The 25,515-nt window shown below is 39.8% G+C and carries 25 protein-coding genes; 17 read left to right on the top strand and 8 right to left on the bottom strand.

Annotated features, from left to right (window positions below):
- Positions 1-7: 7 nt before the first annotated feature.
- From cmoB to PH4a_RS16215, 3 genes are all read right to left on the bottom strand, one after another.
- Positions 8-982 (bottom strand): tRNA 5-methoxyuridine(34)/uridine 5-oxyacetic acid(34) synthase CmoB, encoded by a 975-nt coding sequence (cmoB, locus tag PH4a_RS16225; RefSeq protein ID WP_129041232.1) that lies wholly within the window; start codon positions 980-982, stop codon positions 8-10.
- A complete protein-coding gene (cmoA, locus tag PH4a_RS16220; protein ID WP_064720040.1) occupies positions 982-1,734 on the bottom strand; it encodes a carboxy-S-adenosyl-L-methionine synthase CmoA in 753 nt (250 codons plus the stop codon). Before cmoA ends, cmoB begins: the two co-directional genes overlap by 1 nt.
- 187 nt (positions 1,735-1,921) lie before the next feature.
- Complete coding sequence (locus tag PH4a_RS16215) at positions 1,922-2,320, bottom strand: MAPEG family protein (RefSeq protein WP_129041230.1); 399 nt, start codon at positions 2,318-2,320, stop codon at positions 1,922-1,924.
- A gap of 266 nt (positions 2,321-2,586) precedes the next feature.
- Between PH4a_RS16215 and aspS the strand changes: the two genes are divergently transcribed.
- From aspS to PH4a_RS16180, 7 genes are all read left to right on the top strand, one after another.
- Complete coding sequence (aspS, locus tag PH4a_RS16210) at positions 2,587-4,368, top strand: aspartate--tRNA ligase (protein WP_064720038.1); 1,782 nt, start codon at positions 2,587-2,589, stop codon at positions 4,366-4,368.
- A gap of 3 nt (positions 4,369-4,371) precedes the next feature.
- Positions 4,372-4,806: a dihydroneopterin triphosphate diphosphatase gene (gene nudB / locus PH4a_RS16205; RefSeq protein WP_129041228.1), complete on the top strand. Its 435-nt coding sequence runs from the start codon at positions 4,372-4,374 to the stop codon at positions 4,804-4,806.
- Between the two features lie 28 nt (positions 4,807-4,834).
- The gene (locus PH4a_RS16200; RefSeq protein WP_129041226.1) at positions 4,835-5,590 is read left to right on the top strand and encodes a YebC/PmpR family DNA-binding transcriptional regulator; all 756 of its coding nucleotides are present in this window, start codon (positions 4,835-4,837) and stop codon (positions 5,588-5,590) included.
- A gap of 128 nt (positions 5,591-5,718) precedes the next feature.
- A complete protein-coding gene (gene ruvC / locus PH4a_RS16195; protein WP_064720035.1) occupies positions 5,719-6,240 on the top strand; it encodes a crossover junction endodeoxyribonuclease RuvC in 522 nt (173 codons plus the stop codon).
- 103 nt (positions 6,241-6,343) lie between these two features.
- Positions 6,344-6,967, top strand: a complete 624-nt coding sequence (ruvA, locus tag PH4a_RS16190) for a Holliday junction branch migration protein RuvA (RefSeq protein ID WP_064720034.1) — start codon at positions 6,344-6,346, stop codon at positions 6,965-6,967.
- Positions 6,968-6,979: 12 nt separating this feature from the next.
- Positions 6,980-7,984, top strand: a complete 1,005-nt coding sequence (gene ruvB / locus PH4a_RS16185; RefSeq protein WP_129041224.1) for a Holliday junction branch migration DNA helicase RuvB — start codon at positions 6,980-6,982, stop codon at positions 7,982-7,984.
- Positions 7,985-8,034: 50 nt separating this feature from the next.
- Positions 8,035-8,511 (top strand): macro domain-containing protein, encoded by a 477-nt coding sequence (locus PH4a_RS16180; protein WP_129041222.1) that lies wholly within the window; start codon positions 8,035-8,037, stop codon positions 8,509-8,511.
- Positions 8,512-8,621: 110 nt separating this feature from the next.
- Here the strand turns inward: PH4a_RS16180 and znuB are convergent, their stop codons facing one another.
- The gene (gene znuB, locus PH4a_RS16175) at positions 8,622-9,407 is read right to left on the bottom strand and encodes a zinc ABC transporter permease subunit ZnuB (protein WP_064720031.1); all 786 of its coding nucleotides are present in this window, start codon (positions 9,405-9,407) and stop codon (positions 8,622-8,624) included.
- Positions 9,400-10,125, bottom strand: a complete 726-nt coding sequence (gene znuC, locus PH4a_RS16170) for a zinc ABC transporter ATP-binding protein ZnuC (RefSeq protein WP_064720030.1) — start codon at positions 10,123-10,125, stop codon at positions 9,400-9,402. The genes znuB and znuC overlap by 8 nt, the downstream gene beginning before the upstream one ends.
- Before the next feature lie 74 nt (positions 10,126-10,199).
- Between znuC and znuA the strand changes: the two genes are divergently transcribed.
- The 3 genes from znuA (at position 10,200) to lpxM (ending at position 13,565) form a co-directional block, all read left to right on the top strand.
- Entirely contained in the window at positions 10,200-11,144 is a 945-nt protein-coding gene (gene znuA, locus PH4a_RS16165; RefSeq protein ID WP_129041220.1) for a zinc ABC transporter substrate-binding protein ZnuA, read from the top strand.
- Between the two features lie 12 nt (positions 11,145-11,156).
- A complete protein-coding gene (gene mepM, locus PH4a_RS16160) occupies positions 11,157-12,485 on the top strand; it encodes a murein DD-endopeptidase MepM (RefSeq protein ID WP_129041218.1) in 1,329 nt (442 codons plus the stop codon).
- Between the two features lie 105 nt (positions 12,486-12,590).
- Complete coding sequence (gene lpxM / locus PH4a_RS16155) at positions 12,591-13,565, top strand: lauroyl-Kdo(2)-lipid IV(A) myristoyltransferase (protein WP_129041216.1); 975 nt, start codon at positions 12,591-12,593, stop codon at positions 13,563-13,565.
- An 85-nt stretch (positions 13,566-13,650) separates the two neighbouring features.
- Here the strand turns inward: lpxM and pyk are convergent, their stop codons facing one another.
- The gene (gene pyk, locus PH4a_RS16150) at positions 13,651-15,093 is read right to left on the bottom strand and encodes a pyruvate kinase (protein ID WP_064720026.1); all 1,443 of its coding nucleotides are present in this window, start codon (positions 15,091-15,093) and stop codon (positions 13,651-13,653) included.
- Between the two features lie 230 nt (positions 15,094-15,323).
- Entirely contained in the window at positions 15,324-16,166 is an 843-nt protein-coding gene (locus PH4a_RS16145; RefSeq protein WP_129041214.1) for a MurR/RpiR family transcriptional regulator, read from the bottom strand.
- 354 nt (positions 16,167-16,520) lie between these two features.
- On the opposite strand from PH4a_RS16145, the gene zwf reads away from it, so the two are divergent.
- The 3 genes from zwf to mdtI all read left to right on the top strand — a co-directional run bounded on the left by zwf (position 16,521) and on the right by mdtI (position 19,348).
- Positions 16,521-17,996, top strand: coding sequence for a glucose-6-phosphate dehydrogenase (gene zwf, locus PH4a_RS16140; protein WP_064720024.1), 1,476 nt, complete (start codon positions 16,521-16,523; stop codon positions 17,994-17,996).
- A gap of 574 nt (positions 17,997-18,570) precedes the next feature.
- Entirely contained in the window at positions 18,571-19,014 is a 444-nt protein-coding gene (gene mdtJ, locus PH4a_RS16135; protein WP_064720023.1) for a multidrug/spermidine efflux SMR transporter subunit MdtJ, read from the top strand.
- A gap of 1 nt (position 19,015) precedes the next feature.
- Entirely contained in the window at positions 19,016-19,348 is a 333-nt protein-coding gene (gene mdtI / locus PH4a_RS16130; protein WP_064720022.1) for a multidrug/spermidine efflux SMR transporter subunit MdtI, read from the top strand.
- Positions 19,349-19,597: 249 nt separating this feature from the next.
- Here the strand turns inward: mdtI and PH4a_RS16125 are convergent, their stop codons facing one another.
- A complete protein-coding gene (locus PH4a_RS16125) occupies positions 19,598-19,942 on the bottom strand; it encodes a RidA family protein (protein ID WP_064720021.1) in 345 nt (114 codons plus the stop codon).
- Positions 19,943-20,027: 85 nt separating this feature from the next.
- Between PH4a_RS16125 and yoaA the strand changes: the two genes are divergently transcribed.
- The 4 genes from yoaA (at position 20,028) to fadD (ending at position 25,430) form a co-directional block, all read left to right on the top strand.
- Entirely contained in the window at positions 20,028-21,956 is a 1,929-nt protein-coding gene (gene yoaA, locus PH4a_RS16120; protein WP_129041212.1) for a DNA repair helicase YoaA, read from the top strand.
- Positions 21,957-22,069: 113 nt separating this feature from the next.
- The gene (gene tsaB / locus PH4a_RS16115; RefSeq protein WP_244212978.1) at positions 22,070-22,765 is read left to right on the top strand and encodes a tRNA (adenosine(37)-N6)-threonylcarbamoyltransferase complex dimerization subunit type 1 TsaB; all 696 of its coding nucleotides are present in this window, start codon (positions 22,070-22,072) and stop codon (positions 22,763-22,765) included.
- A gap of 88 nt (positions 22,766-22,853) precedes the next feature.
- A complete protein-coding gene (locus PH4a_RS16110) occupies positions 22,854-23,447 on the top strand; it encodes a Slp family lipoprotein (RefSeq protein ID WP_129041208.1) in 594 nt (197 codons plus the stop codon).
- A gap of 294 nt (positions 23,448-23,741) precedes the next feature.
- The gene (fadD, locus tag PH4a_RS16105) at positions 23,742-25,430 is read left to right on the top strand and encodes a long-chain-fatty-acid--CoA ligase FadD (RefSeq protein ID WP_129041206.1); all 1,689 of its coding nucleotides are present in this window, start codon (positions 23,742-23,744) and stop codon (positions 25,428-25,430) included.
- Positions 25,431-25,515: the final 85 nt, after the last annotated feature.

Below are 25,515 nucleotides of genomic sequence, written 5' to 3'. Positions count from 1 at the left end.
ATTTTGCTTATGGCTTAGTGGCAATTAATATTGCACGTTTTGGTGCGGGATAACCTTCAACCGTTTTACTATGGTCATTAGGCTCTAGAAAAGCTTCTAATGAATCCGTTACCATCCATTCTGTTTTGCGTTGCTCATCCAATGATGTGATATTCTCATCAACAATACGAACATCTTTAAAACCACATTTTTCTAGCCAAACTTTTAGCATTTTTGCTGATGGAATAAAATATACATTACGCATTTGTGCATAACGTTCACCAGGAATTAAGCATTGGAATTCATTACCATCAATTACCAAGCTTTCTAATACTAATTCACCACCAGAAACTAATTGGTGTTTTAATTGCCATAGATGATCAAGTGGTGAACGGCGGTGATAAAGTACACCCATAGAAAATACGGTATCAAACGCATTTAGCTCTGGCATCTGTTCTATTCCAACAGGAATAAGATGGGCACGTTGATCATTACCTAATAATTTTCTTACTGCTTCAAATTGGCATAAGAATAACTGAGTAGGGTCAATGCCAACCACCATGTCTGCGCCTTCGCCTAACATGCGCCACATGTGATAGCCACTGCCGCAACCCACATCTAACACTAAACGACCTTCAAGCGGTGAAAGGTGTGGTAAAACGCGATCCCATTTCCAATCTGAACGCCATTCTGTATCTATATTCACGCCATACAGTGAAAAAGGGCCTTTGCGCCAAGGCATCAGGGATTTTAAAATATTATTTAATCCAAGTTGCTCACCTGCGCTGAGTGCAGGCGTTTTCGTGGCGATAACACCCTTTTTTAAATCACATTCAGTTGGTGTTATTTCGGGTAAGTTTTCTAGCATTCTTTCCCATGAAGCAAAATGTCCATGTAATGCGTGCGAACGCCATTCTGAAAGCTGTGCTGGTAATGTGTCTAACCAATGAAATAAACGTTCATCTTGAGCAATACGTTGATAAAACGAGCTGAAGTTAATCATTATTTATCGTCCTTAATTGCTAATAATGAGCCGAAATTAAAACATTGAAACCAAACTTCAGCATGAGGAAACCCTGCGTTATGTAAGCGAGCTTTATGTGTTTCAACGGGATCAGTTAGCATCACATTTTCTAACATACTGCGTTTTTGGCTAATTTCTAATTCACTGTATCCGTTAGCACGTTTGAAATCGTGGTGCATATTAAAGAGTAATTCACCAATTTGAGTATCTTCAAAACTGAATTTTTCAGAAAGTACTAACACACCGCCGGGATTCAAACCTTGGTAAATTCGGTTGAGTAATTGTTGGCGATGGTTTGGTGCTAAAAATTGCAGTGTAAAATTAAGCACAACCATTGAGGCGTTTTTAATTTCAATATCAAGAATATCACCTTCAATAATTTCAACAGGCGTATCCGCTTTATAGGCATCGATATGACGCTGACAACGTTCTACCATTGCGGGAGAATTATCAACGCCGATAATTTTGCATCCTGCCGCATTAATATTTCGGCGCATAGAAAGTGTTGCTGCCCCCAGCGAACAGCCTAAGTCATACACTTGGCTATTTGGTGTGACAAAGCGACCAGCCAGCATGCCTATCATCGAAATAATATTTGAATAGCCTGGCACAGAGCGCTTTATCATATCTGGAAATACTTCAGCGACTTTTTCATCAAAATGCCAATCACCAAGATTGGCAATAGGTGCGGCAAATAAGCTGTCTTGTTGTGGTGATTTTTGATTAGACATAACTAAAATAAGTTTAAGGAATAAAAGAAGTGAGCATTCTACCAGAAGCGACGGTGCTCACAAAGTTGCATTATTCAGAAAGAAATTAGAAAAAATAGATAAACCTTTTCGATACCTTGCCGTTATTAATCACAACAGCAAGGATGTCGGTATTGATCAAGGATGATCATGTTATTCCAGCGAGGACTTAATAATAGAAGGAAAAGATTTGGATCCAAGGAAGGAAATAAATATTAGCAATGATCATCAGTAGCATAGACAAAAAAGTTGCAGCCATTCCAGAGCGGCGCCAACGAAGTTCGCGATGTTTTAAACCATAGGCATGTAGGATGCGGCCTGTGATTAAAATAGAGCCACAGATGTGTACCATCCATACAAATGCGCCATTCATTTCCATGACAAGTAATAAAATCATGGAAATGGGGATGTATTCTACCGCGTTACCATGAACACGGATGGCTGTTTGTAATTCATAAAAGCCACCGTCACCATAAGCTACCCGATATTGAGTTCTGAGTTTTACGACATTTAGGGACAATTTAATCAATAATAGTGCGCCCAATACGATATAAAGCGAGCTAACCATCTTTTCTCCATTGCCAAAACCAAAAAACGGCGAATTTAATGATAAACCTCAAAGCGACTTCTGTCGCTATAAATAATTATTATTAATAAATTGTTTAGGGATTAGCAAATCCTTGAAAAGATGTATCATATAAACTAGGTCTATACTCTTATCGCCGGGAAGAATTTTCGTTATAATGTCTGCCTTTTTTTTGACACTACTCGAAAAAGACTATTGCCAAAATTTCCGCAGCAGAAAGCACAACAAGCTGAGTAAAAGGATATTGTATGCGTACTAATTATTGTGGGCAGTTGAATAGCGCCCATGTGGGCCAAAAAGTGACTCTTTGTGGTTGGGTTAATCGTCGTCGTGATTTAGGTGGATTAATTTTCATCGATATGCGAGATCGCGAAGGTATTGTTCAAGTTTTCTTTGACCCAGAGCAGAAAGAGGCATTTTCTCAGGCTTCAGAGCTGCGTAATGAATTTTGTATTCAAGTCACAGGAACAGTACGTGCTCGCCCAGATAGCCAAGTAAATAAAAACATGGCCACTGGGGAAATTGAATTAGCAGCAGAGTCGCTGTCTATTTTTAATCGTTCTGAAGCTTTACCGTTAGATAGCAACCAAACAAACACAGAAGAACGTCGTTTAACTTACCGTTATTTAGATTTGCGTCGCCCTGAAATGTCAGGTCGCTTGAAAACACGCGCAAAAATTACCAGTTTTGTGCGTCGCTTTATGGATGGCGAAGGTTTTCTAGATGTTGAAACCCCAATGCTGACAAAAGCAACCCCAGAAGGGGCTCGTGACTATTTAGTACCAAGTCGTGTTCATAAAGGTAAATTCTACGCACTGCCACAATCACCACAGCTTTTCAAACAGCTGCTAATGATGTCTGGTATTGATCGTTATTATCAAATCGTTAAATGCTTCCGTGATGAAGACTTACGTGCTGACCGCCAACCTGAATTTACTCAAATCGACGTTGAAACATCATTTATGAGCGCAGATCAAGTGCGTGAAGTGATGGAACGTATGATCCACGCATTGTGGTTAGATATTTTAAACGTAGACTTAGGCACCTTCCCAGTAATGACCTTTGCTGAAGCAATGCGTCGTTATGGTTCTGATAAACCTGATTTGCGTAACCCAATGGAACTGAAAGATATCGCTGACTTAGTCAAAGATGTTGAATTCAGTGTCTTCGCTCAAGCGGCTAACGACGAAAAATCTCGTGTTATCGCATTGCGTGTGCCAGGTGGTGCGGCATTAACTCGTAAAAACATCGATGAATATACGCAATTCGTTGGCATTTATGGTGCTAAAGGTCTTGCGTGGATGAAAGTTAATGAAAGCGCGAAAGGCATCGAAGGCGTACAAAGCCCAATTGCAAAATTCTTAACAAATGATGTCGTTAATGCAATTTTAGCTACAACAGGCGCAACTGATGGTGACCTGATTTTCTTTGGTGCTGGCCGTCAAGGAACCATGAGCGATGCAATGGGTGCATTACGTCTGAAAGTTGGGCGTGATCTTGAATTAACTGATCTGAAAGCATGGAAACCACTGTGGGTCATCGACTTCCCTATGTTTGAAGAAGATGAAGAAACGGGCAGTTTAAGTGCGATGCACCATCCGTTTACTTCGCCTAAAGATTTAACCCCCGCTGAGCTTACTGCACATCCTGTTGGTGCGGTTGCAAATGCTTATGATATGGTTATCAACGGTTATGAAGTGGGTGGCGGTTCTGTTCGTATTCACCGCAATGAGATGCAACAAGCAGTATTTAGCATCTTAGGTATTAGCCCTGATGAGCAACAAGAAAAATTCGGTTTCTTATTAGATGCGCTTAAATTTGGTACGCCACCACACGCTGGTTTAGCATTTGGTTTAGACCGTTTAGTGATGTTAATTACGGGAACAGATAATATTCGTGATGTTATCGCATTCCCTAAAACAACCGCTGCGGCTTGCTTAATGACTAATGCACCAAGTTTTGCTAATGATGATGCATTAAAAGAATTAGCCATTCAGGTGACTCAAAAAGAAAGCGAAGACAAAGAGTAAATCATGAAATATAAGCGCCCGATATCTGTTTTAGTAGTGATTTATGCAAAAGAGACTAAACGGGTGCTTATGCTGAAGCGTCGAGATGATCCAGATTTCTGGCAATCAGTGACAGGTAGCTTGGAAGAGGATGAAACGCCTTTACAAACTGCATTACGTGAAGTGCGCGAAGAAGTTGGAATTGATATCATAAAAGAAAATCTTGAGCTGGTGGATTGCCATCGTACGATTATTTATGAGATTTTTGCACATTTTCGCCATCGTTATGCGCCTGAGATCACTCATGGCCAGGAACATTGGTTTGTGTTAGCACTTCCCTCTGAACGGGAAATTGAACTGACTGAACACACGCAATATCTTTGGTTAGATGCGCCACTGGCAGCTGACTTAACAAAGTCAGCCGGTAATCAGCAAGCGATACGAGAATTTGTTATTTAATTATTAGACCACGTTTGGAGAAATTTTCATGGCAGGTCATAGTAAATGGGCCAACACTAAACACCGTAAAGCAGCGCAAGATGCAAAACGCGGTAAAATTTTCACTAAAATCATCCGTGAGTTGGTAACAGCTGCGCGTTTAGGCGGTGCAGACCCAGCAACTAACCCACGTTTGCGTGCAGCAGTTGATAAAGCGTTATCCAACAACATGACTCGCGATACATTAAATCGCGCCATTGCTCGCGGTGCGGGTAATGATGAAAACGATAATATGGAAACTATTATCTATGAAGGTTATGGTCCTGCGGGTACTGCTGTTATGGTTGAATGCTTAAGTGACAATCGTAACCGCACTGTTTCTGATGTTCGCCATGCATTTACCAAGACTGGTGGTAATTTAGGAACAGATGGTTCGGTATCTTACTTATTCACCAAAAAAGGTGTTATTTCTTATGCACCAGGTGTTGATGAAGATGCAGTAATGGAAGCAGCATTAGAAGCGGGTGCTGATGATGTTGAAACTTATGATGATGGTGCTATTGATGTTTACACTACACCAGAATCATTTGGTGAAGTGAAAGATGCTATGGATGCCGCGGGCTTTGTTGCCGAGTCAGCTGAAGTTTCAATGATCCCTTCTACAAAAGCTGAATTAGATATCGAAACCGCGCCAAAATTATTACGTCTGATTGACATGTTAGAAGACAGTGATGATGTGCAAGAAGTTTATCACAACGGTGATATTTCTGATGAAGTAGCTAAATTATTGGAAGATATTCTGTAATTTAACCAATAAATTTTGCAAATAACAGCAAGTAAATTGCGCTGTTGTTGAAAGTGCGAAGAGAAGAGCAGAGCAACATGTCTTGCTCTTTTCTCTCGCCATTGTCCATATCGGCCACAGGAATAGATATGGCTATCATTTTAGGTATCGATCCTGGCTCTCGGATCACAGGATATGGCGTTATTCGTCAGCAAGGACGGCAACTTATCTATTTAGGAAGTGGGTGTATTCGCACACAGGTTCCTGATCTTCCCAATCGACTGAAACGTATTTATGCGGGTGTGAGCGAGATAATTACGCAATTTTCACCCGATGTATTTGCTGTCGAGCAAGTTTTTATGGCGAAGAATGCCGATTCTGCGCTGAAGTTAGGGCAAGCTCGTGGTGTCGCAATATTAGCCGCTGTTAATAATGATTTACCTGTATTTGAATATGCGGCGCGGCAAGTGAAACAAAGTGTGGTAGGAACAGGGGCTGCGGATAAAAGCCAAGTGCAACATATGGTGCGATCAATATTAAAATTATCTGCTGCACCTCAAGCTGATGCTGCTGATGCGTTAGCAATAGCTATTACACACTGCCATTTTAACCAAAACTTACTGCGTGTTGGTGATCCTCGATTAGTCTTAACTCGTGGACGCTTAAGATAAGCAATAGCTGAGATAAATGTTTTTGGTTTTACACAGGCTGGATATACGTCCAGCTTTTTTTATGTTATAAACTTGGCGTAATTAATTTTGCGGAGGTGCTAGCGTGATAGGTCGTATCAGAGGAATTGTTCTTGAAAAACAGCCACCCGTTGTGCTGATAGAAGCGGGTAATGGGGTTGGTTATGAAATTAATATGCCGATGACCTGTTTTTATGAATTACCTGATATCGATCAGGAAGCCATTATTTATACACAATTTATTGTGCGTGAAGATGCTCAACTCCTTTATGGGTTTAATCAAAAACAAGAACGTGCATTATTTCGTGAATTAATCAAAGTTAATGGCGTTGGTCCTAAACTCGCCTTGGCGATTTTATCTGGCATGTCTGCTCGCCAATTTGTCACTGCAATTGAAAATGAATCTATCTCTTCACTGGTGAAATTACCTGGTGTTGGTAAAAAAACAGCGGAACGTTTAGTGGTTGAAATGAAAGACCGCTTTAAAGGCCTTAATGGCGATTTATTTGACCAAACAAGTGATATTGAATTACCAGCGAGTCGTTCGCCTAAAGCACCAACGGCAGCTGATATTGAATCAGAAGCATCAGCTGCACTGATAGCATTAGGTTATAAACCACAAGAAGCAGCTAAAATGATTAGTCGAGTCGCAACTCCGGGAGCTGATAGCGAAACCCTGATTAAAGAAGCATTACGCGCGGCTATTTAGGAGTAACACATTGTGATTGAAGCAGATCGCCTGATTTCAGCAGATATTCAACAACCTGAAGAAGAAATAATTGATAGGGCGATCCGCCCTAAGTCTCTTGCCGAATATGTGGGGCAGCCACAAGTTCGTGAACAAATGGAGATTTTTATTCAGGCAGCTAAATTGCGTAATGATGCTCTTGATCATCTGCTTATCTTTGGCCCTCCTGGTTTAGGAAAAACCACATTAGCAAATATTATTGCCAATGAAATGGGCGTTAATTTACGCACTACATCTGGGCCTGTATTAGAAAAAGCAGGTGATTTAGCAGCAATGCTCACCAACCTTGAGCCTCATGATGTGTTGTTTATTGACGAAATTCATCGTCTATCACCAGTGGTTGAAGAAATTCTCTATCCTGCAATGGAAGACTATCAACTCGATATCATGATTGGCGAAGGGCCAGCGGCTCGTTCTATTAAAATTGATTTACCTCCTTTTACCTTAGTTGGTGCCACAACGCGTGCAGGCTCTTTAACTTCGCCATTGCGTGATCGTTTTGGCATTGTGCAACGTCTTGAATTTTATAATGTTGATGACCTGCAGCATATTGTCTCTCGTAGTGCCCATTTTATGGGGCTTGAAATGACTAGTGAAGGCGCTCGGCAAATAGCGATGCGTTCACGAGGCACACCTCGTATTACCAATAGATTATTACGTCGAGTAAGAGACTTTGCCCAAGTTAAAGGCAATGGTGAAATTGACGAAGAAACTGCATCTAAAGCACTTGATATGCTGAATGTTGATGCCGCAGGTTTTGATTATTTAGACCGTAAGCTGTTGTTTGCGATAATTGATAAATTTATGGGTGGCCCTGTTGGGCTTGATAACCTTGCAGCGGCAATAGGTGAAGAGCGAGAAACTATTGAAGATGTATTAGAGCCTTATTTAATACAGCAAGGTTTTATACAGCGCACGCCAAGAGGGCGCGTTGCAACTAATCATGCTTATCGCCACTTTAATCGCATTATGGAATAACCCTAATATTTATTTCAGTATGTGTTGGTCTTATTAAAGAGGTGATTTAAATGATAGAGCTTACGCGCGGTGACCTTTTAAAAGCCAATACAGAAGCTATTGTTAATGCAGTTAATTGTGTTGGTGTGATGGGGCGAGGTATTGCCTTACAATTTAAAAAGAAATGGCCTGACAATTTTAAGGCCTATGCATTAGCATGTAAAAATAAAGAATTACAACCTGGCAACATGTTTATTTATGAAATAGGACAAGCTGGACATCCTCGTTTTATTGTGAATTTTCCAACAAAACGACACTGGAGAGAAGCAAGTCGTATTGAAGATATCGAAACAGGATTAATCGCACTTGTTGATGAAATAAAACAGCACAATATTAAATCTATTGCCATCCCGCCTTTAGGTGCTGGTTTGGGTGGCTTAGCGTGGTCTGTTGTTTATGAAAAAATAAAAAATGCCATGGAACCTTTAATAGATGTACATATTTTAATTTATACCCCTATTGATGAATCGGAATTGCTAAATAAATAATCGCTACTGATTTTGTATTAATAAAAGTCTTAATAAGAAGAACACTAAAAATAAACCCCAATAACAAGTGATTTGCTATTGGGGTTTATTTTATTGAGTATTAACTCGTATTATTGTTTTGAAGGTGCAAATAAACTTAAAATAAATAAGCTACTTGCCGCTAATACAACTGATGGGCCTGCTGGTGTATCGTAGAAAGCCGAGAAGGTTAAACCACCGGTAATCGCTAGCATTCCAACACCCACAGCGATAATTGCCATTTGTTCTGGTGAGCGAGCAAAACGACGCGCTGTCGCAGCGGGAATAATAAGCAATGAAGTGATAATTAAAGCCCCCACAAATTTCATTGCTAATCCGATAGTTAATGCGGTGATCATCATCAGTTTTAAACGTTCACGTTGAATATTAACGCCATCAACATAAGCCATATCTTGATTAATCGTCATCGAAAGCAAAGGACGCCATGAGCGAATAATCACAAACAACACAATTACTACCCCAATAAAAATACTGATAACGTCTTGATAGTTTACTGATAACAGATCACCAAATAGATACGCCATTAAATCTACACGCACATTTGACATTAAACTAACGACAACAAGCCCTAAAGAAAGCGCACTATGAGCCATAATGCCTAATAAGGTATCAACAGAAAGCTGCGGTTTTAATTCTAACCAAACCAATAAAATAGCTAAGAGAAGGGTAACGATAATCACGGCATAAAATGGCTCAATATTAAATAACAAGCCAAAAGCCACACCTAATAAAGAAGCATGTGCTAGTGTATCGCCAAAGTAAGACATTCGACGCCAAACAACAAAAGACCCCAAAGGACCTGCTGCCATTGCTAAGAGCATACCGGCAATCCAGCCCGGTAATAGCAACTCAATCATGACGGCACTCCTTATTGTGTTGATGATGGTGACGATAAATACCTAATTGCTCAGCACCTCGGCTGCCAAACATGGCAATAAATTCAGGATGTGATGAAACAACATCAGGAGCGCCAGAGCAGCAAATATGCCCATTGAGGCAAAGTACTTCGTCTGTTTTTGCCATGACTAAATGCAAATCATGAGACACCATTAAGATTGCACAGCCAAGTTCATTGCGAAGCTGATTAATTAAATCATATAGGGCAAGTTGCCCATTAACATCAACGCCTTGAGTGGGTTCATCTAACACTAACAGCTGTGGCTGATTAAGAAGTGCTCTTGCAAGTAATACTCGCTGAGATTCGCCCCCTGATAATTTTTGCATTGGTTGATTAATCAGTTTTGCTGCGTTAACCCGTTCTAATGCAGGTAGAATATCTTTATCGTGAACACCTGGTTTTAAGGTCATAAAACGTTTTACCGTTAATGGCATTGTCGGGTCGAGATAAAGTTTTTGTGGTACATAGCCAATACGTAATGTGCGCTGGCGTATAATTTCGCCAGAAGAGGGATTTAGTAATCCTAACACTAAACGAATAACGGTTGATTTTCCGGCACCATTAGGGCCGAGCAAGGTGAGAATACGGCCTTCTTTTAAATCAAAAGAGATATCTTTTAATATTTCTCTTTCACCAAAAGAAACACAAACCGATTTTAAACGAATCAAGTCAGACATAAAATTAGCACTTGCAGAATCATTGAAACGTTATAATATAACATTTCCAATGATGATTCACGGGATTTCTCTCTATGTTACATAAAAACAACAAATTTGCGCATCGTTTTTTATTGAAATCATTTCTAGCGACAGCGATCATAACAACATTCAGTGCTTCAGTTCAGGCTGATGTGGTAGCTTCGATTAGACCAATAGGATTTATCGCAGCTGCGATTGCTGATGGAGTAACACCAACGCAAGTATTATTGCCAGATGGTGCATCTCCACATGATTACGCACTAAAACCGTCTGATTTGAAAAAAATCACTTCCGCAGACCTAATGGTATGGGTTGGTCCTGATATGGAAGTGTTTTTAGATAGACCATTAAATAGACTTAGTGACAATCATAAGCTTGCTTTAGCAGAAACTAACGAAATAAAGTCACTTTTCTTGAAAGATGATGATGACAATGTGCATAAACATGAGGAAAATCACGAACATCATTCTCATGGTGGTTATAATATGCACATATGGTTATCACCAGAAATTGCGTTGTCGTCTGCAAAACAGATCCATCAACGGTTAATTACGCTGTATCCAGACAAGAAAGAACTTTTGGACGTAAACCTTGGTAAATTCAGCGAACAACTCAAGCAAACTGATAAAAATATTGCTAATATTCTGTCGCCCGTGAGAAATGAGGGTTATTTTGTCTTTCATGATGCTTATGGCTATTTCGAAAAACATTATAATTTAAAGCCGTTAGGTCATTTTACGATTAATCCTGAAATACAGCCGGGCGCTCAGAAATTACATCAAATACGAACACAATTGGTTGAGCAAAAAGCATCATGTATTTTTGCTGAGCCACAATTTAGGCCGACAGTGATAGAAACAGTGGCGAAAGGCACTGGGGTTAAAATGGGTGTATTAGATCCCCTTGGAAGTGGAATTACTCTAAATCAAGAGAGTTACACAACATTCCTTACCCAACTAGCTAACCAATATGCGAGCTGCCTAAATGAGACAAAATAAGGAATTGAGAAGGTGCAGCAGAAGACGAAATCCATTGCACAGGTATATTTAAATTTACCACTACCCCATAAAATAATGCTTGGCTCGTTAACTGCAGCAACATTGGTCGTTGCAATATGGCGGCCAATAGTGCTTCAAACGGAACAAAGCAGAGAAGTTCCTATCAGTATTCAAGCACCTTTAGTGGTGCAAAATGAAAATACTGATGACATTATTACAGACAGTAGTGATCAACTTACCGATGAAGGACTTGTAGGTGCAGAAGATGGCACAGATACCAGCACTGCGGTAGCGCAAGTACCTCACACCTATATTGTTTCTAGCGGCGACTCTCTAAGTACCATTCTGACCCAGTTTGGTATTGATTCTGCTGATATTGCGACGATATCAAACCAAAATAAAGATTTAAGAAATCTGAAAATAGGGCAACCTATTAGCTGGAAACTTGATGATGATGGTTTGTTACAAGAGTTAAGCTGGGGTGTCTCTCGTCGTGAAACACGCGTTTATACCCGCACAGAAACGGGGTTCCAAGAAACAAAAGAATTCCAAAAAGGTGAGTGGAAAAACAGCGTAACATCAGGTGTTATCCGTGGTAGTTTCTCGACCAGTGCCACAAATGCAGGATTGACCAATTCAGAAGCACGGGCTGTTACTAAAGCGCTGCAATGGCAGTTAGATTTTAGAAAGTTGCAAAGTGGTGATCAATTCTCAGCTCTATTTTCTCGTGAAGTGTTAGATGGCCGTACTGAACAAAGTGAACTAATTGGCGTGCGTTTACGTAGTGCGGGTAAAGATTACTATGCATTTTTAGCGCAAGACGGACGTTTTTATGATAGTCAAGCTGGTGGGTTAGAACGCGGTTTTATGCGATTCCCAACGATTAAGCAATTTAGAGTCTCCTCACAGTTTAATCCACGTCGTGTTAACCCTGTTACAGGTCGTGTTGCACCACATAAAGGTGTTGATTTTGCTATGCCAGTAGGGACACCGGTTCTTGCTACGGGTGATGGTGAAGTTATTGTCGCAAAATACAGTGGCGCAGCGGGTAACTTTATCGCTATTCGTCATGGTAGCCAATACACCACGCGCTATATGCACTTACGTCAATTGCTGGTTAAACCAGGCCAACGTGTTAAACGCGGTGACCGCATTGCATTATCGGGTAATACAGGACGTTCCACAGGGCCTCATTTGCACTATGAGCTGTGGATAAACCAACAAGCAGTAAATCCATTAACGGCTAAATTACCACGTGCCGATGGTTTAACGGGCAAAGAAAAACAAGAATATCTGGCTAAAGTAAAAGAGATAATGCCTCAGTTAACGCTAGATAATTGACTGTAAACACTAATTTAAAGACATAAAAGCGGATGATTGATATCATCCGTTTTTGTTTTATCGATTTTTACGCCTATTAGGGGTGTCAGTTCAGAGAGTTATCTGATGAATAAAGAAAAAGATACCGATAGTAAAGCAGGTTATGTGCCTACTTTTCACCGTGCTTATTTGCATCCTCGCCATTGGGGAACATGGTTTGGCGCGGGAGTATTAAGTGCATTGGCATATATGCCAGTAAAATGGCGCGATCCATTTCTTGCTTCTATTGGTCGTTTTGTTGGGCGTAAAGCGAAAAGTGCAAGACGTCGTGCAGATATCAATTTGAGGTACTGTTTTCCTCTGTGGGATAAAACACAACGTGAAGTTGTGTTAGATAAGATGTTTGAAACCGCACCACAATCATTTGTTATGCTTGCTGAGCTATGTTTAAGAGGGCCAGAGCGAATATTACAACGCACATCTTGGGAAGGGATAGGCGTCATTGAGCGCTTAAAACAAGAAGGACGCAATGTGATTTTTATGGTACCTCATGGCTGGGCTGTGGATATTCCGGCGATGTTATTAGCTGCTAATGGGCAAAAAATGGCTGCAATGTTTCATCACCAAAAAGATCCTGTTGCTGACTATTTATGGAACAAAGCGCGCCACCATTTTGATGGACGACTACATTCTCGCGAGGCAGGAATTAAACCGTTTATTTCAACCGTTCGACAGGGTTTTTGGGGATATTATTTACCCGATCAAGATCACGGTGCTGAACATAGTCAATTTGTTGACTTTTTTGGTACTTATAAAGCGACCTTGCCCGCCATTGGGCGCTTAATGAAAGTATGCCGCGCAGCTATCGTGCCGTTGTTTCCGGTCTATTGCCATAAAACGCATCAATTAAAAATAATCATTCGTGAACCAATGGATGATATTGATGGGCAGGATGATTTGTATATAGCCCGTCGAATGAATGAAGAACTAGAAGCATTAGTTTCACCGACGCCAGAACAATACACGTGGATCTTAAAATTATTGAAAACACGTAAAGAAGGCGAAATAGAGCCTTATTCACGTCACGATTTTAAAGATTAAAATCGACATTGAGATTTTTATTAGGTAATAAAAAATGGGCTTCCAATTGGAGGCCCATTTTATTTAATCAGATCTATCGAGAAATTTATTCAACTTCAAGAATACGACAGGTATTTGTGCTACCTATGGTACCCATTTGGTCACCTTGAGTAACTAACACTAAGTCACCAGAAACTAAGAAACCTTTATCACGTAAACGAGCAATGGCTTCGTTAGCAGCGGCAATACCATCAGTATGAGTGCTGCAATAAACGGGTGTGACTCCACGGTAAAGTGCAGTTTGGTTAAGGGTTTTCTCATGACGAGACATTGAGAAAATCGGTAGGCCTGTGCTAATGCGTGACATCATACGCGCTGTACGACCTGATTCTGTCATTGCGATAATCGCATTAACACCTTTCATATGGTTAGCAGCGTACATTGTTGACATCGCAATAGCTTCTTCAGCAGTATCAAACACCATATCTAAACGATGCTTAGAGACATTTGCGGCTGGCATTTTTTCGGCGCCTAAACAGACCTGAGCCATTGCAGCAACTGTCTCTGCTGGATATTGTCCTGCTGCTGTTTCTGCCGACAACATTACAGCATCAGTACCATCTAATACAGCATTGGCCACATCCATTACTTCTGCACGTGTCGGCATTGGATTGGTAATCATCGACTCCATCATTTGTGTTGCTGTTATCACAACACGATTAAGCTGACGAGCACGACGAATTAATTTTTTCTGAACACCCACGAGTTCTGGGTCACCAATTTCAACACCAAGATCACCACGAGCAACCATAACAACATCAGATGCAAGGATGATTTCATCAATAATTTCATCGTTGGCAACGGCTTCTGCACGTTCAACTTTAGAAACAATTTGGCACTCACAACCCGCATCGCGGGCTAAGCGGCGAGCAAGATTAAGATCTTCACCCGTTCTTGGAAAAGAAACTGCAAGATAATCAACGCCAATTTTGGCAGCAGTAATAATATCTTGTTTATCTTTTTCAGTTAATGCGTCAGCGGAAAGTCCGCCTCCGAGTTTATTAATTCCTTTATTATTCGATAAAGGGCCACCGACAGTCACTTCTGTAAATACTTTTAACCCATCTACTTTAAGTACTTTTAGTTGAACACGGCCATCATCAAGCAGCAAAATGTCGCCCGGAACTACATCAGCAGGCAAACCTTTATAATCAATGCCGACTTTAGTTTGATCCCCTTCGCCTTTTTCTAAATTGGCATCTAATAGGAATTTATCACCAACATTCAGGAAAACTTTTCCGTCTTTAAATGTAGAAACACGGATTTTAGGACCTTGTAAATCCCCAAGAATAGCAACATGGCGACCAAGTCTTGCAGCAATTTCGCGAGTACGATTCGCTCGAGCGAGGTGATCTTCTGCAGAACCATGAGAGAAATTTAATCGAACAACGTTTGCACCAGCAGTAATGATTTTTTCTAGGTTATTATCACGATCTGTTGCTGGGCCTAAGGTGGTAACAATTTTTGTTCTTCTGAGCCGTCTGGACATGTAATACTCCGTTGACCTTGAACGAAAGGTGTTGGCTATCAGATAAAATAGAAATAAATATTATTTTATCCAATATGTTAAGTGAAACGCTTCAAGCTAATTGTAACATACTTGGCTGTTTTCATCATATGCGAGAGTTAGCTCGCAGATATGCTACCATTTTTCAAAAACTTATCTAGTCAGACGCACGATAGGAAGTGTGACAATTCTAACAGAACCATTAAAAATGGTTACTTATCAAATCGTGAATCACGTAATGCTTCTTTGACACGCTTCAAGTTATCTCTGAATTTTGGTCCTCGACGTAAAATAAAACCCGTTGCCAGAACATCGATAACAGTAAGCTGTGCAAGGCGAGAAATCATTGGCATGTAGATATCAGTATCTTCAGGCACATCAAGCAAGATAGGTAAGGTGGCTTCGTTCGCTAAAAGAGACCCCGGTGTCGTAATTGCAATAACTGCGGCATCGTTTTCACGCGCAATTTTTGCCACCCCAACTAAATTTTTAGTTCTTCCTGTATGCGATATCACAACAACTACATCGCCATCACTACTATTTATACAACTCATACGTTGCATAATAATATCGTCGAAGTAGGTCACAGGAATATTAAAGCGAGAAAATTTATTCATCGCATCATGTGCTACTGCAGCAGATGCACCCAAACCAAAGAAAGAGATTTTTTTAGCCTGAGTTAAAATATCGACAGCTCGATTTATTGCCGCGATATCAATATTGTTTTTTACATTTTCTAACCCCGCCATTGCTGATTCAAATATCTTATTTGTATAAGAAGAGACTGTATCAGAATCATCAATATTACGGTTTACATAAGGTGTGCCGTTGGCAATACTCTGAGCCAAAAGTAGTTTAAAATCAGGAAATCCTTTTGTTGCCATACGACGGCAAAAGCGGTTAACCGTAGGTTCACTGACATCAGCAGTTTTAGCCATTAGAGCAATACTTGAATGGATCACAGTTTGTGGCGTCGTTAGCACAACTTCGGCGACTTTTTTTTCTGATTTGCTCAAGATGTCCAGATTAGACTGAACCCTTTCCAATATATTCATTAAATATACAGATCCTTGGCTTTGCCAATTTCAATAAAAGGAGAAATCTATAACGGTTTTATGAAAATATACTACGCATAGAACAAGGCTTGCAGTGTTAACAACGCGTAAGTAGGGCTTTTTTCGTTAAAGTATGAGCTGTGTCTAACTTTCAGTGCTGAAAAATAGAAACAAAATCGTAATAAACTTACAAGAATAGCGAAGTAATGAGATAGAAAACGATGCATTAGCAAAAACATCATTATAGGTTAAAGAGTAAAATGCGTATGTGTATTTACTGAATACATCCAAAAGAGTACATTAAGACAAAATTCTGTAACAAAATTACAAAATCTCATCATGAGGAGACGTACTATGGCAGCGATATCGACTGCTCAGGCCTGTGATCTGGTTATCTTCGGTACGAAAGGGGATCTGGCACGCCGTAAGCTTATTCCATCATTATATCAATTAGAAAAGGCGGGATATATTCACACTGATACTCGTATTATTGGTGTGGGTCGTGCAGATTGGGATGTTGAGGCATATAAAAATGTTGCCCATGAAGCTTTAAAAACCTTTTTAAAAGAAGATATTAATCCTGAAATTTGGCAACGTTTAAGTGATCGTCTCGATTTTTGTAATCTTGATGTCAATGAAACCGACCATTTCATTGAGTTATCAAAACACCTAAAACAAGACAAATTACCTGCTATCTACTATTTTGCAATGCCACCAAGTACCTTTAGTGCGATGTGTCAGGGATTAGGACATGCAAAATTAAATAAAGAACCTAATCGTGTCGTGATGGAAAAACCATTAGGGACTGATTTGGCTTCTTCAGTTTCTATCAATGATAGCGTGGCGAAATATTTTAAAGAGAGTCAAATTTATCGTATCGACCATTATCTTGGTAAAGAAACGGTTTTAAACTTATTAGCACTGCGTTTTGCAAACTCCCTGTTTATTAATAACTGGGATAACAGAACTATTGATCACGTACAAATTACGGTAGCTGAAGAAGTCGGTATTGAAGGGCGTTGGGGCTATTTTGATCAAGCGGGACAAATGCGTGATATGGTGCAAAACCATCTTTTACAAATTCTAACGATGATTGCAATGGCACCGCCTGCTGATTTAACCGCAGATAGCATTCGCCAAGAGAAAGTAAAAGTTCTGCGTTCGTTACGTCGTATTGATAACACCAATATTCGCGAAAAAACAGTTCGTGGGCAATATACGGGTGGCTTTGTACAAGGTAAAAAAGTCCCCGGCTATCTTGAAGAAGACGGCGCAAATAAAACCAGTAATACTGAAACCTTTGTTTCAATTCGTGTTGATATTGATAACTGGCGTTGGGCTGGGGTTCCTTTCTATTTAAGAACAGGTAAACGTCTACCGAGTAAATGTTCAGAAGTTGTGGTTTATTTTAAAAAACCAGCACTAAATATTTTTAGTGAAACTTATCAGGAATTGCCTCAAAACAAACTGACTATTCGTTTGCAGCCTGATGAAGGTATTGATATTGAAGTGCTGAATAAAGCGCCAGGACTCGATCATAAGCACCGATTACAAACCACAAAACTAGATTTAAGTTTCTCTGAAACCTTTAATCAAACACATCTTGCTGATGCTTATGAACGTTTGTTACTCGAAGCAATGCGAGGTATTCAAGCATTGTTTGTGCGTCGTGACGAGGTTGAAGAAGCGTGGAAATGGGTTGACTCAATTATTAATGCATGGGAATGCGATAATGAACTACCTAAGCCTTATCAAGCTGGCACATGGGGCCCAGTTGCTTCCGTTGCTATGATCACGCGAGATGGTCGTTCTTGGAATGAAATTGAATAATCAATAAGTGTATTTATTCATTTTTAATCGTTACGCATACCCAGCTAATGCTGGGTATTTTTTATTATTTGTTTAAGCATAATTACAACGCTTTCGATGAATAAAACCCATAATGAATCGCAAAAGTGTTGATTAATTATTCATAACGGTATCGGCTAGAAACTAAAACTTAAATAAAACCAACTAATTAAGTTAAAAAATTTCTCTGAAAGTCGTTGCTTTAAATAATTCGGCATGATAGAAATATCATGTAACATTTAACCATCTTATATGAGGGTTCGGAGTATATCGTGCGGATGGTCTGTGCGATGAAAGAATAAATAATCATGACTAGCGCCAAAAGCGTCAAAGTTAAACGTTCTACCTATAAGTTATTCCTTTCTGCTATTTTATCCAGCGAACACTACTGGTGTGGCGCATTATAGAAATCTCTCATCTTAATTCCTGACGCTATCAGGAAATGACGTTGCCTTAACGTTCGGCACTATTGCCGCCAGAAAGACTATCTACATGTTCTCTATCTTCTGCGCAAGAAACGTTTCGGCGTATTTCAAATGTGTATGAGAGATGAAAAATGATTTATTGGATATTTTTAGCTTTAGCTATTATTTGTGAAGTGATCGGTACTTTATCAATGAAGTACGCCAGTGTGAGCGGTGGTTACACAGGTATGATCGTTATGTGGCTAATGATTGCCACTTCCTATATCTTTTTAGCCATTGCAGTTAAAAAAGTGGCATTGGGTGTTGCATACGCCTTATGGGAAGGTATTGGAATTGTCATTATTACTGCATTTAGTGTTGTATGGTTTGGTGAATCATTATCACCATTAAAATTAGGTGGGCTTGCAATGCTAATTGCGGGGATCACTCTTATCAAATCCGGTACTAAGAAATCAGCTGTTGCTAAGAAAACAACAGACTCGGTGAAAAGTATTGCTGGAAAAGCCAAGCATGTTGCCAGTGCTGTAAAAGGAGCTAATAAGCCTATTTCTGTGAAGAATATCAAGGAGGCTTAATATGTTAGCTCAATTTGAATGGTGGCATGGTGCCTTTCTTCTTCTTGCTGTAGTGCTTGAAATTATTGCCAATATATTCCTGAAAATGTCGAATGGTTTTAGTCGATTAGGATTAGGAATAACATCACTTATTTGTGTACTCGGTGCTTTTAGCGCACTTGCAATGGCAGTAAAAGGTATCGAGCTTTCTGTGGCTTATGCACTTTGGGGCGCATTCGGTATTATTGCAACTATAGCTGCTGGCTGGATCTTATTTAATCAACGACTCAATTATAAAGGATGGGGCGGAATTATATTATTACTGGTTGGTATGGTGATGATTAAGTTTGCTTGACGCTAATTAACCTAATAACTCGTAGTAAATAAGAAAATAATGTTTATTGCACCACAGCAAAAGTAAAAAATTAAAAGGCTGAGTTCAAAATGAATTCAGCCTTTTTGTTTAACGTTTATAGCAAATAGCCATATCGGAGAGACTTATGGAAATGAACATCTTTCAGATTATTATGTTGAATTAACTAACAAAATAAATGTAAAAAATAAAAATTAGCACCTGCAAAATAGGGGGCTAATCTAGACTTAGTTACAGTGCTGCAATAATTTTAATTTCTACTTTATATTCAGGGATCATTAATTGGGCTTGAACAGTACAGCGTACAGGTGCGCTACCTTTAGCAACCCATGCATCCCACGCTTTGTTCATTCCTGCAAAATCAGCTTTATCGGCTAAAAAAATAGTGGCATCAAGAATTTTGGTTTTATCGGAACCAACGCGTTGTAATAACATATCAATGGCCGCTAATGTATCTGCAGTTTGTTCAATAATATCACCCGATAAATTTTCAGGGACACTGGTGTAATAAAGCGTGTCGTTATGAATAACAGCTTCAGACCAGCGATCTTCTGGGTCGATACGTTTAATTGTCATTATTGCTTCTCCTTTGTATGAACTGCGTGGGTGGCACTTTTTGTTATCCACTGGCATAATTTACGTCTTATTTTATAAAAAGAGTATGCCTGTGTCAGACGATTTTGCAGAAAACGGGATTTTAACCCGAACCGTTCCAGGATTTCATCCCCGTGAAGCACAGAGACAAATGGCTCAATCAGTAACAACAATTATTGATAACCAAGGCGTACTTATTGCTGAAGCGGGAACGGGAACAGGAAAAACTTATGCTTATCTTGTTCCTGCGTTGCGCTCAGGTAAAAAAACTATCATATCAACGGGGTCTAAGGCACTACAAGATCAACTCTATAGTCGCGATTTACCCACAATTACTGAAGCTATCGAATACCAAGGCGTTACAGCCTTATTAAAAGGTCGCTCTAACTACTTGTGTTTAGAGCGGCTTGATCAGCAAATGCTAAGTGGGGGTGATCTCGAAGCTGAAGTGTTATCGGATGTGATGCATATTCGTCATTGGTCAACGCAAACTGAAGATGGTGATATCAGCCATTGCCATTTAGTCGCTGAAGATAGTCGAGTGTGGCCATTAGTGACAAGTACTAATGATAATTGCTTAGGAAGTGATTGCCCACGATATAAAGAGTGTTATGTTTCTAGTGCGCGTAAAAAAGCGATGGATGCTGATATTGTGGTGGTGAATCATCACCTTTTTATGGCGGATACAGTAGTGAAAGACACCGGATTCGGTGAGCTTATTCCAGAAGCTGAAATTATGATTTTTGATGAGGCTCATCAAATTCCTGATATCGCTAGCCATTATTTTGGTCAGCAACTGACTAGCCGACAGCTTTTTGATCTGGCAAGAGATATGACAATTGCATATCGCACTGAAGTCCGTGATCAAGTTCAATTGCAAAAAAGTGCAGATAGATTAACACAAATGGTAATGGATTTTCGTTTAGCGTTAGGCGAAGCAGGGTATCGAGGCAACTTACGTGAACTTTTGCAAGGAGCCGAAACGAAAAGATTTCTTACCTTGTTAGATGATGCATTAGAATTAAGTTATGACGTTATCAAACTCTCTTTAGGACGAAGCCAGTTACTTGATAGCGCATTTGAGCGCGCTACGATTTATCGTAATAGGCTAAAACGCTTAATTGATACCTCTATCCCCGGTTATAGCTACTGGTTTGAAAGTTATGGTCGTCATTTTCTTTTAGCCGTCACACCGCTTTCTGTCGCTGATAAATTTCGTGAGTTAATTAAATCTCATAAAAGTAGCTGGATTTTTACTTCGGCTACGCTTTCTGTCGATGAAAAAATGTCTTATTACACCGATAGACTGGGTTTAGAAAATGCCACGACATTAATTTTAACTAGTCCTTTTGATTATCAAAATCAGACGTTGCTTTGTGTACCTCGTTATCTGCCGCCGCTCAATCAGCCAAATACTGCAAAACGCTTAGCTGCAATGCTCTCGCCTGTGATTTTAAAAAACCAAGGCCGTTGTTTCTTTCTTTGTACCTCTCATGCCATGATGCGCGGGTTAGCGCAAGAGTTTAAAGCAAGTTTACCACTACCTGTTTTAATGCAAGGGGAGATGGGGAAAACGCAACTGTTACAGAAATTTGTTTCATCAGGAAATGCTCTCTTAGTGGCTACCCAAAGTTTTTGGGAAGGTGTTGATGTTCGTGGTGATACATTATCTTGCGTGATAATAGACAAGTTACCCTTTACTGCGCCTGATGACCCATTGTTAAGAGCTCGTATTGAAGACTGTGAATTGCGCGGTGGTGATGCTTTTCGTGATGTGCAAATTCCGGATGCGGTTATCAGCTTAAAACAAGGTGTGGGACGACTTATTCGTGATGTGAATGATTATGGCGCGATTATTATTTGTGATGACAGATTGGTATCTCGCCCTTATGGCGAAGTATTCTTAAGCAGTTTACCTCCATCACCAAGAACGCGGTCGCTACAAAAGACAGTCGATTTTTTGCAACATCGAACGCAACATAATGAAACTAAATAAATATCGGGATCATAATAGTTATCGCACATAATGTGTGTTTATTCTGTTTAACACTATTATGATACAATTCTCTCTCTTTTAATTATCGAATTTGCCGGAGTTATGGCGTGTCACTGCGAATTTTAGCAATTGATACTGCAACAGAATCATGTTCTGTTGCAGTCTGGAACGAAGGTGTTGTTGCTTCACGTTTTGAGATTTCACCTCGTGAACATACACAAAAAATTTTACCAATGGTAAAAAGTGCACTGGAAGAAGCGGGTTTAACATTACAAAATTTAGACGCTCTGGCATTTGGTCAGGGGCCAGGCAGTTTTACCGGAGTACGAATTGGTATTGGCGTTGCACAAGGTATCGCACTTGGTGCTGAACTACCGATGATTGGTGTTTCTTCTCTTGCAACAATGGCTGAAGGTGTTTTTAGAACAACTGGCAAAAAACAAGTGCTGGTGGCTATTGATGCTCGAATGGGGGAGATTTATTGCGCTCAATATCACCGTAATGAAGAAGGTAAATGGCAGGGTGAAGAAACTGAAGCGGTTATGAAACCAGAACAGTTTCTTGAAAGTGTGGCTCATATCGAAGGTGAATGGGCTATTGCTGGTACTGGTTGGCAAGCTTACCCTGAGATGCAAAAAACGTTATCTCAACACATAATAGAAACAGAAATTACATTACCTGCGGCGCAAGATATGTTGCCTTTAGCGGTTTATCGCTGGCAAGAAGGTAAAGCGACCAAAGTAGAGGATGCAGAGCCTGTTTACTTACGCAATGAAGTGACATGGAAGAAACTACCAGGGCGTGAATAGCTTGTAATCAGTCTCTATTAGAAATGGTAGAGTACGACTATAATAATATTAGAGAGTCATGCTTATTATCACTTGTACGAGGTGGTTTATGAAAAGACAATTAAACTACCGTTTAGTCAACAAAGCGCTATTTTTATCGGGTGCTTTGTTGCTAACCGGATGCGTCTCTATACCTGAATCTATTCAAGGCACAACAGCAGAACCTGTAACAAATTTAAATGTCGTGCTCGTGGCACCTGAACTATACATAGGCCAAGAAGGACGTTTTGGTGGAAGAGTGATAAATGTTAAAAATTTAACCTCATCTACCCAGCTTGAAATAGCAGTAATGCCTTTATCTAAATATGATGCAGCACCTGAGTTGCAACAGCCATCTATTGGTCGTCTTTATGCTAATGTACTGCATTTTCTTGATCCCGTAGATTATGAAAACCAATACGTTACCGTTGTTGGCACTATTAAAGGTGTAGAAAAAGGTAAAGTGGGCGAGGCGACTTATCCATTTTTAAAAATGGATGTAACGGGTATTAAACGTTGGACATTAACACAGCAAGTGATAATGCCGCCTCCAACAATGTCATGGGGGTATGGCTATTATGGCGATGCACCATTCTGGGGATATCACTATGGATATGGTGGTTACCCAACAGGGCCAGGACAAGTTGTTACTGTTTTAGAATAAAATACTAGATTTTAACACAATGATAGCATGATATTTTTATTCCATTTGTGCGAAACGGTGTATAATCGGGGGCTATGATTTATTAGGTAACTATCTAATAGAGTTATTAAAGTTAAATAAAAGAGAGGGCGGTCTTGACCGCCTTCTTTTTTATCAGCTTAGAAAAATAAATATTTAGTGACACACTTCGCATCTTTACAACAGAAAATTGTTTGTGCTGGTAGGATGAGTTAATACTTTGTTAAAAATAAACATAATATTAACCAAGAAGTGCGATTAATCAGGAGTACTACTTTGGAAAAAGTCTGGCTTAAACGTTATCCGGCAGATGTACCGGCTGAGATTGACCCGGACCGTTTTGCATCCCTAGCTGAGATGCTTGAAAACGCTGTCGCAAATTTCGCAGATCAACCCGCCTTTATTAATATGGGCGAGGTCATGACTTACCGCAAACTTGAAGAACGCAGCCGTGCTTTTGCGGCTTATTTGCAAAATGGCCTAGGTTTAAAAAAAGGTGATCGAGTCGCCTTAATGATGCCTAATTTATTACAGTATCCCATTGCACTTTTCGGTATTCTCCGCGCGGGTATGGTGGTGGTTAATGTCAATCCCCTTTACACACCCAGAGAACTCGAACATCAGCTCAATGATAGTGGTGCAAGTGCCATTATTATTGTTTCTAACTTTGCTCATACGCTGGAAAAAATCGTTTTTAATACTAACGTTAAGCACGTTATTTTAACTCGAATGGGTGATCAACTTTCACGTCCCAAAGCGACTTTAGTTGATTTCGTTGTTAAATATATTAAACGGTTAGTGCCTAAATATAACTTACCTGATGCCATTTCATTTCGTAGAGCAATGCATTTTGGTTATAGAATGCAATATATCAAACCTGAAATTACAGGTGGCGATCTTGCATTCTTACAGTACACCGGTGGCACAACAGGTATTGCTAAAGGCGCAATGTTAACGCATCGCAATATGTTAGCAAACCTAGAACAAGCTAAAGCGGCTTATGTACCTGCTATGAATATCGGCAAAGAGTTAGTCGTTACTGCCTTGCCGCTTTATCACGTTTTTGCATTAACAGTAAACTGCTTATTATTTTTGGAAATTGGTGGTAAAAATTTACTCATTACCAATCCAAGAGATGTTAAAGGTACGATTAAAGAATTAGGGCGTTACCCTGTCACGGCAATTACTGGGGTAAATACGTTATTTAATGCATGGTTGCAAAATCCAGAATTTCATCAGCTTGATTTTTCTAAACTTAACCTTTCTGTTGGTGGCGGAATGCCAGTTCAAAGTAGTGTTGCTAAAGAATGGGAAGCGCTAACAGGTAAACACTTATTAGAAGGTTATGGATTAACGGAATGCTCACCATTAGTGACTGGAAATCCTTATAACCTGAAAAAATACAGCGGTAGTATTGGGTTACCAGTTCCTTCAACAGATGTAAAATTTATGGACGATGAAGGTAATGAGGTAGATCGCACTGTCGGCGGCGAAATGTGGGTACGTGGTCCACAAGTCATGAAAGGTTATTGGAATCGACCTGATGCGACTGAAGAAGTCATGCATGATGGTTGGGTTGCCACGGGCGATATCGCAACAATGGATGATGAAGGTTTTATTCGTATTATCGACCGTAAAAAAGATATGATTTTAGTTTCAGGCTTTAATGTATATCCAAATGAGGTGGAAGAGGTTGTTGCTTCACATCCTAAAGTATTAGAATCTGCCGCAATTGGTGTGCCAAGTAAAAATTCAGGTGAAGCAGTTAAAATATTTGTGGTAAAAAAAGATCCATCGTTAACAGAAGATGAGCTAAAAACGCATTGCCGCCGCTATTTAACAGGTTATAAAGTACCTAAAATAATTGAGTTTCGTGATGAGTTACCAAAATCGAATGTTGGTAAAATTTTACGCAGAGAACTAAGAAATGAAGAAAAACAGTTGAAAACTCCAACTGAATCTTGATACAACACAACACAACCTTAGATAAATTCGCCGGTTTATACCGGCGTTTTCGTCATTAAATAAAAAGTCTTTAGACATAAAAAAC

This window comes from Proteus hauseri (assembly GCF_004116975.1).
GTDB lineage: Bacteria > Pseudomonadota > Gammaproteobacteria > Enterobacterales > Enterobacteriaceae > Proteus > Proteus hauseri.
This window is presented reverse-complemented; position numbering and strand designations above follow the sequence as displayed.